Genomic DNA, 14645 nt, shown 5'->3' on the forward strand with positions numbered 1-14645 from the left:
CTAAAGAAGGAAATGCCTGAAATATAAATAGAATGAAAAGGAGATGATTAGATGAAGCTGAATCATTTGAATTTATGTGTGAATGATTTATCGGCAGCAAGAGCTTTTTTTGAAACATTTTTTGATTTTCAATGTTTAGAAGAGAAAGGAAAAGCTCTTGTAGTGATGAGTGATACTGATGGATTTATTCTTGTATTAAGTGATCCAAAAGCGTTTAAAGATGGAAAAGATGCGGTATACCCAGAAGCTTTTCATATTGGTTTCTTAGTAGAAGAACCAAATGAAGTGGATCAAGTATATAATCGCTTAATAGAGGGAGGTATTGAAATAGATAAAAAACCTTATAAGTTGAGAGGTAATAGTTATGGCTTCTACTTTACAGTATTTAATGGATTGATGATTGAGGTTTCTTGTCTTGACTATAAAGACGGGAAAAGAATTTCAAAACTTAATGTTACGAAAGATGCTAAACGTTAATGAGCTATGTTTGGGAGTATGTTTATTCGTTAGCTTGATTGGCTGAATGTAAACTTTTACATATCATAATAAAAAAGAACAAAAGACGACTTTCAAATAAGTCGTCTTTTGTTCTTAACAAATTCGTTTTCTTTTCATTTACATGCCATCGTTTACTTTCTGATGTTCTTTTACATGTTTTTTCTTAATTAATATAGCCTTATACAAAGAAGCTAGGCCTAATACAGCAAATACAATGATTACAGGGATTCGAACTATATGTGGAAGATAACGCGGAAGAAAGAAAAGGCGAACTTTTTCATCTATATTAAGTATTTCAAAAATGAGTGGTACTATACTTTGATGAACGAAAGAAAAGATACCGATAAACACAAGAAGTACAACAATAGCAAGTTTTTTCTTAGGTAATTCAGTCGCTTTATTTTGTACTTTCTTTTCACGATCCTCTCGCTGAGTTCTCATACCATTTTTCATTTTCGCTAGTAATTCGGGGCCACTTGATTCAAGCCTTACATAAGCAATGCGGCCAAGCCACCAGGCAAAAAACGCTCCCGTACAAATACCAGTGGGTACCCCCATCCATTGTAAGAAATGTAAATGAAGAAATGTCCCAGTCCATACAACTACCAAAACAGGTATAGCAGTTGCTAACACCATCACCATCATAAGCCAAGTTGTTATAAACACTTTACCAGCATTCATATCGTCACCGGATACAATCGTACCACGCCCTCGGCGATGAGGATCTGTTATAGGGATTAAGTTAAATACCGAAAACAATACAATAAGACCTGCAGCCCCGCCCAGTAATGCGGGAATTAATGCGAACACCCATGGGTAAACCCAAGTAAGTCTGCTAGACGTGGTGAAAATAACTGTTGCTACAATAGCAACTGGACCGACAACTAGTAACCAAGCTCCTTGTCGACCACGTACATCGATCCGTTCTGCACCAGGAGTCACCAATGTCAGCCATAATGCACTTCCATCAAAACCATATAAATTACAAGCAAACATACTTGTGAAAACAATCATAATTACTCCTGCCCATGGCATTAAGCCAGATATACCAGCAATCGTAACTAGGAAGCCATAGAACAACCCTATCCATAAACCCATCCGGAGGAAACGACCACGCTGCGGATCTCTTACCCAACATTGTAGTTCCTTAGTCATTATTGCTCCTATTTTAGTTTCTGGAAGAATTCGAAGAGCATTTCTATGATTTCTTGCAGCAGTCCAACCTTTTATTTTTGTAAAATTTGTCGTTGTACTTCTTGTCAACAATTTCACCCATATGTATAACAGAAGTCCGCAAAGTATTGTGAGAGCAATTAAAGAAACAGAAGCTAATAACCAATTTGATTGACTAGCCTGATCTACAGCAAATATCGTCCAGCCGGGCGGGAAGATGTACAGTACAGTAGAATTCTTTGTTGTTATCCAGTTGATGGCAGGAAGTGCATACCAGCCCACGTTTAAAAACGCGATAACAAAACCAATGAGCATCGCTCCAATCTCCATACCGATCCTAGATTTCATTGTCTCGCCCATGATACGAATCACTACTTTTGATAGCAGCACTACAAAGACTAGTTGTAAAATAATTGCAGGAACAGCAACTATAATTGCCTCTAGGTTAAGCCGTGCTGCGTAAAACAAGAGACCCATGAAGGCTACTAGACTAATTAGTGGTCCTAATCCTATAAAAGCTACAACAAGTAATGCCCTGGCCAGTTTATATGAGCCATGTGGGAGCAACATGAAATATTCCGGACGCAATAGCCCATCTCCACCGGTGAGTATCGGTCCCATTATCCAGCCGATGGTCCATACTGCAAAAACAATGTAAAGAATATCCTTCGGTGCAGTAGGATTAGTAGGATAGAAGGCAAAAAGCAGGACAGTTCCAATCGCTAGCAATAGCCCAAATAATCCGCCCATAATCAAGAGGACGGCCCTACCTCCATTCATCGAATGCCTGAGTATCGCTAACTTCATCCGGACTAATACACTAACCAAGACAATTCCCCTCCTAGAGCGGTACGACTGCCTACTAACCGAACGAACGCTTCTTCAAGACTTTGTTCACCACAGACAGAATCCATTGTTCCTGACGCAACCACACGCCCTTTGGTGATCACACAGACGTGGTCACACAGTTGTTCAACCAACGCCATAACGTGACTAGAGAATACTACCGAACCACCTGAAGCAACAAATCTCTGTAAAATCTTTTTAATAGTAGCAGCAGAAATAGGGTCTACAGCCTCAAACGGTTCGTCGAGAACAAGCAACTTTGGAGCATGAAGAAGCGCAAGAGCTAGCCCGATTTTTTTACGCATTCCAGTAGAGTAATTGATAACTAGCGTTTTTTCAGCATCGTTCAATTCCAGTACTGTAAGTAGTTCCTCTGTACGATGTGCCACTTCCTTGGCATCCATCCCTCGCAATAGCCCTATATATGTTAATAGTTCGCGTCCCGTCAGCCTTTCTGGCATAGATAGCCCGTCTGGCAATACTCCAACCAGCATTTTAGCATGTGTCGGATTTCCCCAGACATCGACGCCAAAAATTTTAGCATCTCCGCCATCCGGTCTTAGTAATCCTACAGCCATTGACAGTGAAGTAGTCTTACCCGCTCCATTTGGTCCAACCACTCCGTAAAATGAACCACTTGGTACCATTAAATCAATATGATTGACTACAATAGACTCGCCGAATCGTTTATACAGATTAAGAAGCTGTAGCGCTGGAGAAGATTCATCAAATGTGGATTCCAATGATATTGATTTAGAGTTTTTCATAACCTTCGTTCCTCCTTCAGGATTTTATCGTGGATATATCATAAAAAAAGGATGGCAACCGGTTCATTCGGCCACTCATCCTCTAACATACAATTATTAAAGTAAAACGGAATCCTCATCCTTATCTTGATGACGTCGCTCCCGTTCTTCTTCGAGGCGTTTCATATACACTTCGCCTTCTTTTTCAATAAACTCATTATCCATTTCTTGCTCTTTTTTGGACGTGTATAAGACCATATAACCGCTCACAACAATTCCAATAATAATGAGATAAATCCACCATGGTAAAGTTTCCATTCTAGTTCCTTCCTTTCATCAGACAAGCCTTGTTAGTTTCACTGTATGAAAGGAAGGAAGATTTTATGACTCTTTTATTTTGAAGAAACTTTCACCTTAGCGATGAATCCAAACTGCTCCTGCTGACTTATCATCAGCTTGACCTACTACTTCAAATTTAAGTCCAAGATTTGGAACTTTTCGTCCTGCATCTGGGATTAAATTGTTCATATATACTTTAGAGTCATCGAATTTAGACACGCCTGGTAATCCTTTATAATCAAATACTCCGCGTGATGGTGAATTTACTTTCCACGCTGGTGTTTGATCAAACGAGAACGCAGCATCTGCAATTTGATAACGTGTACTACTTTTCACAGTTGGCTTACCATTTAATGTTCCTACAATCGCTTCTGGATGGGAATCTACTACTCCAAGGAATCCTTCGCCTGGATGTACACCAACCCAGTTATCTGAGAAGCTTTGGTCTGCATACCATACAACAAGCCCTGTATTGTAAACTGGACCGCGTCCGTATTGCAGTGCTTCATCAGAACCAGCGTAGTTTCTCCACTCTAAATAGTAGTTATTTTTCTTATATTCAATTCCATTAGAAACAGTAAAACCTTTTGCAGTAAAGCTTGGTTGTCCCTCTGCATCATCAGAGAACGCAACTTTACCATCTACTGTTAAAGTCGCATTATCAAGCGCAAATCCTCTGTAAGCTACAGCAACATCTGTTAAATAGTCAAATTGTAGTTTTACTTTCTTGCCTTTGAATTGACTTAAATCATAAGATTTATCAATCCACTTATCATTTGTTGTATCGACGCCATTCTTGATGTCTTTGTCGCCCATTCTATCAATCTTTGTTTTCGTTCCATCTTCTGTAATCGCATATACATCAAGGAAGTCATACTTTGCTTCAAGCTCATAGAATGCTTTGTAATCAAATTTCGCATTTGTTGCATTTGTTAAATCAAATAATGGTGTTTCTAATGTTGTGTGGATGTCATTTCCTTTTGTACTATAATAAAATTTCTTTCCAAAACCAGGTTCAATGTTTTTCACTTCTTTATCAGGTAAATTTACACGAATAATTCCTGGACGTTGTGATTTCGTAACACTTTGATCTAAATACGTCGCAGCTCCAACACCACGAAGTTTATCATAGTCTACATCAACAATATTTGCCCAGTTACCCTTCATATTTTTTTGGAAGAACTCTTTATTTTGCGGAGAGAAACTCGTCGGTTCTGTTCCAGCAATTCTTCCAGCCCAGCTTCCGCCACTCATAATAGACCAAGCTTCAATTGGCTCACCTTGTCCTGAATACTTTGTATCGTACTCATCTGGTAAACCTAAGTCATGACCAAATTCATGAGCAAATACACCAACTGCACCATCTTCAGGCTCAATTGTGTAATCGTACGCAGCCATCTTTCCGCCCCAGTTTGAAACAGATGATTTCGTTCCATCAATTGCATAAGGTTTTGCTCCAAGTTTTGAACGGTGAGACCAAATTGCATCATCTTTCAATTTCCCGCCGCCAGCTTCTTGTCCAACTCCAGCGTGAACAACCATTAAATGATCAATAATTCCATCTGGTTCATTTTTATTGCCGTTACCGTTGTAATCGTATTGATCAAACTGATCAAAATCAGCTAAATTAATTCCTTTTTCCACTGCTGCTTTTAACGCGTCTTTTACTAAATCACGTGGTCCTAAAGGCCCTTTATTATCATGACCTGTACCAGCATCAGCGCCGTAATCAGCTGCTTTACCTGGAACAGTCAACCATTCTGTTACAGTACCGTCAACTGTATAGCTGCCGCCAGATTGCTCTTCATAATATTGCTTGAATGTTTTAATTTTCGTGTCATTGAATAACGTAAATGGTTCATTACCAAATAACATGTTTTGATAATGCTCACGATTAAAATCATTCGCATACATATATCCTGGTTCTTGATCAATATTGTTATGTTTAAAATCACTAAAATCTACAAGCAGCACAAGAACTTTATCTTTGCGAACTGACCCATTATACGCGGCCTGCTTCGCTGAAGACGTTGGCACTTTCCCATTTAGCCTTCCAGCATTAAATCCGGATGCCTGTCCATTTGCTGCACCATTCTCAGCTTGCTGCTGCTCTTTCTCTTTCATCTTTTCATCTTTTACTTTTTTCATAAAGTCAGTTGCTTCTTGAGTAAGGCTGTCTTCTGGCGTTGTTTCCTTTCCAGGATTTTCGCCATTCTTCTTCTCTATATATTTTTCTACAGCCTTTGCCGTTTCTGCTTGTGATGCAGATGGATCAATAACTCCGCGTTGTTTCAACGCATTTGCCAAGCGATCCTCCGGTATTAAATGCTCATCTATGAAACTAGATGGCGCTGGTGATGATTCCGCATAAGCAGCATGACCACCGAAAGCAAACATAGAACTTAGCATAGCCCCTGTTGCCAACACTGAAAAAGTTTTTAATTTTCTGTTCTTTTTCAACGTAGTCCCTCCCCATTATGTATAAGTTATCGACGCTTTTTGTCGATATTTATATATTATTATCGATCGATGCAATTTTCAATATTTTTGTAATATATTGAAAATTAAGTGTGATTTATTTTATTAGAATAATTTTTTCTGGAGTAGATTCAATAATCATAAAAAAAGATTCTACCACGATAGTAGAATCCGACCTCCCCACCAATATATCGGCGCTTTTCGCAATATATCGACGTTTCGACACAACATATCGACTCTTCGGCTGTATTCGACATAAAAATCATTCATCCGCTGACACTAGAATAAAAGGAGATGACCAAAAGTCCACTTTTGGTCATCTCCTCTCTTTTAGTTATGAAACGTCGGTTTATAAAACGAACGATTATCAAGCGCAAAGACACGCTCTGTATATTCGCCTGGTTTTGTGCGGCTCAGTGCACGGTCCATCATATTCATCTTCGCATCTAAATTATCAATATAATGGAGAATTTCTGCTTCTTTTACAAGCGGCGGCTTCGGACTGCCCCATTCTGCTTTTCCATGATGTGATAAGACGAGGTGCTGAAGAATCAATATTTCTTCTGCTTCAATTTTTAATTCGTCTGCTGCTTTGCCAATCTCATTTACCATAATAGAGATGTGGCCAAGTAAATTTCCTTCTAACGTATATGTTGTGGAAATTGGACCTGATAATTCAATGACTTTACCGAGGTCGTGTAATATCACGCCTGCATACAATAAGTCTTTATCAAGAGACGGATATAACGCTGCAATTGCTTTTGCTAAGTCAAGCATCGACACAACGTGATATGCCAGTCCCGAAACAAACTCATGGTGATTTTTTGTTGCGGCTGGGTAATCTAAAAATTCCCCTTGATATTTATTCAGCAAATGTCTTGTAATACGCTGAATATTAGGGTTACGCATTTCAAATATGTATTGTGTAATTTTCTCGACCATATCTTCTTTTTTAAGCGGTGCTTTTTCCACAAAATCAGAGATATCATTTACTTCACCTGGATTTGCCACGCGAATTTGTTTGACGCGAAGTTGAATGCGGCCTTTATAATTTTGAATATCTCCCGCTACTTTCACAATTGTTTCTGCTACATATTGCTGCTCTACTTCAGGTGACACATCCCATAGCTTCGCTTCAATATCTCCGCTTTGATCTTGTAAAATAACTGTTAAGAATGGTTTCCCGTTACTTGCGATTCCTTTCGTTGCCGATTTTATCATTAAAAATAACTCGACTTGCTCACCAACTTCATACTGTGCAACTTTCTTTTTCATATATTTTCCTCCACCGTCATCGATATAGTTAGTATAGCATATATAAAGCCATTTTGATTTTTCAACGTATAAATCCCTGCTATATAAAGCAAAAAGTGACTTGCACTCGTTTTCTATCTTTGTTTTAGTTAGCCATGACCGCTTCTATGCATGGACAGATGCTCTCGCCCACCTAGAAAGAGAGGGAGAATTCCCTTACTGCTGTAACCGCTGAATTTCATCTTCCGCAAAGAAAGATAAAAGATGCTTGTGACAAGTAAAGAAAAGCACTTGCCGCTCTTTCGCTAATTCCTTCATAAGATGCACGGTTCGCTCTGTTCGCAGCACGTCAAAATGGACAAAACTATCATCAATAATAAATGGATACTGCCCTTCAAACGTATGTGCGAGCGCAAACCGCAGCGATAAATAAAGCTGCTCCGCTGTCGCCTGGCTTAATTCATAGCTATAAAAACGCAGTCCATCTTTTCGTTCTACAATAAACGGTTCTTCTGCATCTGGCGAAAAGACTTTTACATAATTTCCGCCTGTTAAATATACAAAATACTCTTCTGCTTTTTGTAAAATGCGCGGCAGCTGCACTTCATGATAATACTTCTTCGTTTTACTTAATACCGCCTTTGCCGCCGCATAAGCTGCCCACTTTTTCACCTGTTCACGCACTTGTGATTTTTTCAGTTCCCATTCATGAAGAACATCACCGTACGTCCGGCCTTCTTCTAACTGCGTGATATCAAGACGTAGAGCGGCAAGTGTATGCGTCAATTCTTTTTCCTCGCGCATTAGCCTGTCTATTTGCTCCTGCTCTTTTTGCCGCTCCTCTTCATATCCATCTAGGCGATAACCGCTCTCTAACGCTGACGTCATTAATCGTCCTTCTAATACATCCATTTGTGGAATTAACCGATTAAGCTGCTGCTTTTTCTCTTCCATTTGCTCCGCCTGCTTTGCCGCCGTTAAAAAAGCCTCTTCATCAATTGCTGCAGCAATGTCCCAAAGCTGCTGACGTTCTTCTAATAGATGATGAATCTGCTGCTGCGCTGCGGCATACTCTTCTTCCCACGCCGCAACCTTTTCTACCAGCTGCTTTTTCTGCAATTGCTTTTCCTTTTCTTTCTGCACATCTTTACTTAAACCATACAAAAATAACGACGGTGTATCTACGCTTCTTTCTGTAACAACCGTTAGCTTCATTAGTTTATGTTCAAATTGGGAAATCATGTCTTCCTGTAATTCTTTTCGTTTTTGCAGCTTCGCTAATTCGCGGTACAATTGCTGCATCTTTTCGATCCGTTCAAACGCCGGTAATATGTGAGCGTGCGTAAAATGATGTGGCAATTCATACGTCTCTTTATACAATTTTACCTGTTCATTCACTCCAAACAAGTCACGTTCCCACTCATCATATCCAGAAAGAATACGTTCATATCCGCGCTCAATTTGCTTTAACTTAAATTCCTCGCGCTCTAATAGCTTCCGCACTTCATCGTCTTTCTCAAGACGATACCTAAGTTCAAGCGCTTCATCGCCTTCCTGCTCATCTGACCCTTTCATATACATCACATAAAAAACAACAAGGCCAATTAACAAAAAGACACCGGCAAACAATAACTTACGATTATCCATGAAAACACCGGCAAGCAGTAGCAAAACATCCATAACGAACAATGCCATTGCCGTTTTATTCATCTGCGGCGCACTGCGATTTTGTTTCTGCCGGGACGCTGCACTTTGCACTTTTGGCAAATAGCGCTCCCGCTCCTGGGTCGACAATGTTTGCGACTGCAACTTTTTCACTGCTTCTTCCTGTTCCTCTAACTGCTCCTGCACTGTTTTAAACCGTTCATCTAGCTGCCCTTTACGCTTTTCTAGCTCTGTTGCCTGCTGCACCATTTGCGTAATCGTTTCCTTCATAGCTAAGCTCACATTGAAAGACAGAACGTCCTCACGCGCAAATGCAGCGCCGATTTGTTGCTGCAAATCTTGTATTTCTTCTTCGATATGTAAAATGCGCCCCGTCAAATCCCGCACTTCCTGCTGCGCTGCTTCATAAGACATATGCTGCAAACGAAGTTCTTCTACATACATATCTTGCTGAAGCAATTCTTCATTTACTGGTAATGCTTCTATTTCAGACTGAGCACCATCTAATTTCTTTTGCAGCGCCTCTCCTTGTAACTGAAGCGGTTCAAGCCGTGCCTTTATCCCTTCATAACGCTGCAAACCATCAACTGGAAACACAAGTCCTTCATGTTGTTCTAAAAAACGCTCACACGCACGCTTTTCTAAAAAAAGTGGCTGCAACGCTTCTAACACTTCATAATCTTGCTTTCGTTTTCCCGCTTCTTGCTGCTCGGTGCGAATGATAGAAAGGCGCTCTTCCATATTCTTTTTCTTTCCGACAAGCTCTTCATACGCGGTAATTTTCCCTTGCCAATCTGCGAGCTGATCTTGCAGATTTTTTAACTCCTGCAAGGCCACATTAATTTCCGGCTTGCGGCCATTTGGCTTAAAGCGCTGCTCCATTTCTTTCTCAAGCATTTTTTCCAGGCGTAATAACCCATCACTGCCAACTGCACTTGCGGAAAATAAATAATTGCCAATATCCCCTTCGCCGATATGGTGAATGTTTTGCAACCCATGCATGTCAAAGGAAAACACAGAATCAAACAACTGCTCATTCATTCCGTTTAACAGCTGCTTTAAAACTTCCTCACCGCCTGTTTTTCCATCTGTAAAATAAACCGTCACTTCTCCGGCTGCCGTTTTCGGAAGACGCTCAATTTTTAATCGGCCGTACTCCCTAGTAGAAATCGTAATCGCACCGCCGTATTTCCCGCCTTCCTTCGGCTCATAGCGGCGCTGCCCCCTTGTTGGGAAACCAAATAAAATGCTCTTCAGAAACGAACGAATCGTCGACTTACCCGCCTCATTTTCTCCGTACAGTACAGTAAGCGTAGAAAGGTTCAGTTCGACATTTTCTAATTTTCCATATCCGTAAATATGAAGTTTCTCAACTCTCATCCCTTACTCCTTTCTTGCTCTAACAATTGCTCTACAATAATATTCTCGGCGCCCTTTTGAATCTCTTTCTTTTCTTCCTCAGAAAACGAATGAAGCACCTTCCTCGCAACCGGCGAAGTCCAAATCGTTCGCAGCACCTCATCCATACTCGAGAACGATTCAAGCTCCTGCAGCACATTCCCGATAAAATGATTCTCCTTCTTCAACTTCTCAATTTCTGCAAACGAAATCGTTTCATTCTTCCATTTCACAACATGTACAAAATTACTGCACTCCTCACCAGATGAGACAATATGAAGAATTTCTTCTACACGCTTCTCATCACGCAAATAAGAAGCAAGCGGACCTTGTCCTGTAAACGTCATCGTCACAAGCAAACCTTCCTCTTCTCTTCGCACATCGTTCATGCCCTCTGTACACGCATGAATAAGATCATCGACCGTTTCTAACTCATCAATAGGAATCAAAACCTCATCCCAAACAACATCATTCGTACTGAAAAATGTCAGTTCTGTCCCTTGCTGAGATAAGGAAACAACATACGCACCTTTCTCTCCCATTTCCTTCCGGTGCCGTCCTTGAATATTGCCAGGATATACAATGTACGGCTCCTCCGCTAACACTTCACGTTTATGTATATGACCAAGCGCCCAGTAATCAAACCCCTTCTCCTTCAGCTCACGAATTTGAAACGGCGCATACCGATTATGCTCCGCATCTCCTTCCACACTTCCGTGCAGCATACCGATATGAAACGGCGCACCTGTCATCTTTTTATATTGCTCTGTCATATTATCCGTCACAGCTTGCTGCTGATAACTAAATCCGTAAATGGAGGCGAGCAGCTCCCCGTTTTTATAAAATGATTTTTCTTCTATATAAGGTTCTGTAAAAATATGTACATGATTTGGAAACTCAATTGCCGCCCAGCTTCCGCCTAAATGATCATGATTGCCGTGAATCACATATACCGGAATATCATACTGTGCCAGACGCTTCATTTGCTCACGAACAAACACCTGCGCCCGCAAACTTCTCGTCTCTGCATCATACAAATCACCCGCCAGCAAAACAAAATCAACTTGCTCTTGAATCGCTTTATCCACAATGCGCGCAAACGAACGAAACGTACTTTCCTTCATTCTTTCCCATATAAAGAAAGGCACATTCAGTTCCATCCCTTTAAACGGACTATCCAAATGCAAATCTGCCGCATGAATAAACTTTACTTTTTTCACAGCGTAACGTCCTTTCTCCGTCATACTTTGCCTGGTCAGCCGACTCACAATATATCGGCGCAAATGTATCATTTATCGGCGCTTTTTCTAATATATCGGCGAAATCACAACATTTATCGGCGATTCGACACAATATAAAGACTCCTCGACTATTTTCGACAAACGAGTAGGCGAAGTTTTACTTTATATTAACACTTTTTTCAAATTGAGGATGGGCCAGATACTCTCGTCCTTATATAAAACAACAAAAATAAGCTAGATGAAAAAACATCCAGCTTATCTTTGTTGTTCTGCTTATACTTTAGTCTTTTTTTCCTTTCGCTTCCACACCTTTTGTTTCCAACTTATTCAGTAATTCATTATATCTTTGCATTTCTTGCTCACTATTATCCCAAATTTCCCCGTAAATATGATTAATTTTATTCCCTATAATTTCTAATATAAAAGTGCTATCATCACTTTTCACTAACAAGTACTTATTTTCCTCTTCTTTATAAAATTTAGCAGGATGTGAATTTTTTAATTTTTCTACACTCGGTTGCCCAGCCTTTCCCATGACAATTGGTACATACTGGTCGGATACATCTTGGCGTAGTGAATTCTCGCTAAAGTCACTTGTTTTTAATGAATGTAATGTGAGTTCAGCCATAGGCATACTAATATCCGGTAGTTTTTTTAAGGGTATGTTATCTGCAGACTTTGTAATAGCCTTCTTCTCTTCTAGGCTTATATTTGGCATCGGATTTTTATCCTCTTTATGATAAAGGTTATATACTTTCCCAGCACGGAAAACGAGAGTAAGAGACAGCGTAACGATTAAATAAATTTGCCATCTGTTATACCGCGGAGATTCAATATTTGAATACGATTGAATTTCCTTATGCTCTTTCGATGATAACTGCGGTTGTGTGGCTGCAGCTACTTCTTCAATTGGCTGTTTCTCAAACACAGCTCCAGTGCTCCAAAAACTTGCCATTTGTGATTCCATTTCTTCTTGTGATAATTTCGGCGTTGAAACTACCGCAGGTTCTACTTTCTCAAGTGTACGTGCCATTTTAGAAATTTCTTGCTTTCTTGTGAATTGATTTTCACGTAGATTTTCTTTCGCATCAAATGATGTTCCTAAACCAACTTCTTTATAAATCTTCTTTTTAATTCTAGAAGAAATAAAATACATAACAAGAATTCCAATATAAACACTCCCTGCATACCAACCAGTTGCATATACAGGCAAAATGAGCCAACCTAACAAACTTAACAAGCATAAAGAATAAGCTATTTTTGGATACTTGGGATGTAAAAATTTAAATAACGAACAAAATCTCACAAAAGCTTGACCTACAACATGTGAAAAGCCTGTGGTAAACGCACAAAACTTATTTTTTGTCCCAATCATACTCTTATAAATCTTATATACTCCTATATCATTTGGATCTAGCCGCATCGCGACTTCCGCTAACATCCTTGCTTTTTTAAAATTCCCCTTATGTTTTGCTATATTTGCAAACATGACGAGATTGAACGTATTTTCTGGATTTAACTCCAAGGCACGCTTTTCTGCCTTTAACGCCTCCTCTTTTCGTTTAGGGAAAGATGTAGAAAGAACATATGCGTACCTTCCTACATAAACTTCATTTTCAGGATCCAGCTCCATCGCTTTCTCGAAATAAACAAGTGAATCCTTAATATCTTCACGACACCTAACAACTTCGCCCATGTAGAAGTAATACTTTCCATCTTCAGGATAATTTTTAATTCCGATTTCCGCTAGTTCTTCTAATCTTTCCAAATTTTGTTGTTCACTGAAAATTTCTAATCCCAGCCAAAGAACGAAATCATTTAAATGGTCTAGTTTAAGTGCCTCTTCCAAGTACTTATTTGCATTATCATTGTCACCAAACCCATAAAAATAAACATAGCTTAAACAAAGGTATCCAGAAGCATCTTCTGGATCTTCCTCTATAAGCATTTCAGCCTCTTCCATTGCACGTTCAGCATCGCCAACCTTCACCAAATGCTGAATTCTTCTAAAGTTATCCTCCATCACTTGACTCATCCCTGCCCTTGTTTTCTATTTCAGTCTGTGCTCTTCCATATAATCGAGCACTTTATCAAAATCCTTATTTACATCACTAAACGTTGCATAATTTTTTGCTGTTGAAAACCAATCTAAAGTTGTTGGCTGACGTTTCTTCATCGCTTCTAACAAATCTTCATTGGAAAGCGGCTGCAATTGTCCTGTTTCATATGAACGTTGAATCGCTTGATTAATCGCATCCTCAACTAAAAACGTTAAATCAGCGCCTGAAAAATGTTCCGCATACTTTGCGACAATATCAAGCTGTAAATCTGTTCGAGGCTTATCTTTTGTCTTTAAGTCTAGTATTGTCAGACGTTCTTCATAGCTCGGCGGTGCCACAAAAACAAGTGAATTAAAACGTCCCGGACGGCGGAGTGCCGGATCGATATACCACGGTGTATTCGTCGCTCCAATAATATAAACACCTTCATTAAAAGAATTCATTCCATCCAGTTCTACTAACAATTGATTGACTAACGTACGTTGATGATGAGCACCCATTTTCTGTCTATTCCCGCCAAATGCATCTAACTCATCTATAAACAAAATACAAGGCTTTGTTTTCCGCGCTTCTTCAAAAACCTCATGTAAATTTTTCTCAGATTCACCTGACCACATAGAAAGGATAGTTTGCAGCTCCAAATGAATAAAATTCGCATTAATTTCCCCAGCTACCGCACGCGCTAAAAACGTCTTCCCACAGCCAGGAGGACCATAAAACAGTAAACTTCCCCCCATTTTCTTACCAAACGCTTGAAAATATTCAGGATTCTTGATTGGCATGATGAAATCCATATTAATTTGCTTCTTAATATCTTCCATCCCGCCAACATCTGCAAAACTCGTTTTACTTTCTTCTACTTCTACCATTCTATTTTGCTCTCTATCAAAAGAGATTACTTTAATTTTGTCATGATATTTCTCCACTTCATTCGCCCTCTTTTCCCC

The 14645-nt window shown here is 39.6% G+C and carries 10 protein-coding genes; 1 reads left to right on the top strand and 9 read right to left on the bottom strand.

What is annotated here, in order from left to right:
* Window positions 1–51 precede the first annotated feature (51 nt).
* Window positions 52–477, top strand: a complete 426-nt coding sequence (locus MR076_RS09670; RefSeq protein WP_242220091.1) for a VOC family protein — start codon at window positions 52–54, stop codon at window positions 475–477.
* A gap of 138 nt (window positions 478–615) precedes the next feature.
* Here the strand turns inward: MR076_RS09670 and MR076_RS09675 are convergent, their stop codons facing one another.
* The 9 genes from MR076_RS09675 to MR076_RS09715 all read right to left on the bottom strand — a co-directional run bounded on the left by MR076_RS09675 (window position 616) and on the right by MR076_RS09715 (window position 14624).
* Window positions 616–2499: a hypothetical protein gene (locus tag MR076_RS09675; RefSeq protein WP_242220092.1), complete on the bottom strand. Its 1884-nt coding sequence runs from the start codon at window positions 2497–2499 to the stop codon at window positions 616–618.
* Window positions 2484–3284 carry an ABC transporter ATP-binding protein gene (locus MR076_RS09680; protein WP_242220094.1) on the bottom strand — a complete coding sequence of 267 codons (801 nt, stop codon included), beginning with the start codon at window positions 3282–3284 and terminating at the stop codon, window positions 2484–2486. Before MR076_RS09680 ends, MR076_RS09675 begins: the two co-directional genes overlap by 16 nt.
* A 96-nt stretch (window positions 3285–3380) precedes the next feature.
* Window positions 3381–3581 carry a sporulation YhaL family protein gene (locus tag MR076_RS09685; protein WP_242220096.1) on the bottom strand — a complete coding sequence of 67 codons (201 nt, stop codon included), beginning with the start codon at window positions 3579–3581 and terminating at the stop codon, window positions 3381–3383.
* Between the two features lie 96 nt (window positions 3582–3677).
* Window positions 3678–6062, bottom strand: coding sequence for an immune inhibitor A domain-containing protein (locus MR076_RS09690; protein WP_242220098.1), 2385 nt, complete (start codon window positions 6060–6062; stop codon window positions 3678–3680).
* Window positions 6063–6410: 348 nt separating this feature from the next.
* Entirely contained in the window at window positions 6411–7355 is a 945-nt protein-coding gene (gene yhaM, locus MR076_RS09695; RefSeq protein ID WP_242220100.1) for a 3'-5' exoribonuclease YhaM, read from the bottom strand.
* Between the two features lie 195 nt (window positions 7356–7550).
* Window positions 7551–10379 carry an ATP-binding protein gene (locus MR076_RS09700; protein WP_242220102.1) on the bottom strand — a complete coding sequence of 943 codons (2829 nt, stop codon included), beginning with the start codon at window positions 10377–10379 and terminating at the stop codon, window positions 7551–7553.
* Complete coding sequence (locus tag MR076_RS09705) at window positions 10376–11617, bottom strand: metallophosphoesterase family protein (protein WP_242220106.1); 1242 nt, start codon at window positions 11615–11617, stop codon at window positions 10376–10378. Before MR076_RS09705 ends, MR076_RS09700 begins: the two co-directional genes overlap by 4 nt.
* A 301-nt stretch (window positions 11618–11918) precedes the next feature.
* On the bottom strand, window positions 11919–13661 hold the full coding sequence (locus MR076_RS09710) for a tetratricopeptide repeat protein (protein WP_242220108.1): 1743 nt from the start codon (window positions 13659–13661) through the stop codon (window positions 11919–11921).
* Window positions 13662–13688: 27 nt separating this feature from the next.
* A complete protein-coding gene (locus MR076_RS09715) occupies window positions 13689–14624 on the bottom strand; it encodes an ATP-binding protein (protein ID WP_242220110.1) in 936 nt (311 codons plus the stop codon).
* Window positions 14625–14645: the final 21 nt, after the last annotated feature.

It is taken from the genome of Bacillus cereus group sp. BfR-BA-01380 (genome assembly GCF_022663535.1).
GTDB lineage: Bacteria > Bacillota > Bacilli > Bacillales > Bacillaceae_G > Bacillus_A > Bacillus_A cereus_BB.

Excerpts from the sequence above, each read along its gene's own strand:
- MR076_RS09670 (WP_242220091.1), top strand. The coding sequence starts at position 52 with ATGAAGCTGAATCATTTGAATTTATGTGTGAATGATTTATCGGCAGCA.
- MR076_RS09680 (WP_242220094.1), bottom strand. The coding sequence starts at position 3,284 with ATGAAAAACTCTAAATCAATATCATTGGAATCCACATTTGATGAATCT.
- MR076_RS09685 (WP_242220096.1), bottom strand. The coding sequence starts at position 3,581 with ATGGAAACTTTACCATGGTGGATTTATCTCATTATTATTGGAATTGTT.
- yhaM (WP_242220100.1), bottom strand. The coding sequence starts at position 7,355 with ATGAAAAAGAAAGTTGCACAGTATGAAGTTGGTGAGCAAGTCGAGTTA.
- MR076_RS09700 (WP_242220102.1), bottom strand. The coding sequence starts at position 10,379 with ATGAGAGTTGAGAAACTTCATATTTACGGATATGGAAAATTAGAAAAT.
- MR076_RS09710 (WP_242220108.1), bottom strand. The coding sequence starts at position 13,661 with ATGGAGGATAACTTTAGAAGAATTCAGCATTTGGTGAAGGTTGGCGAT.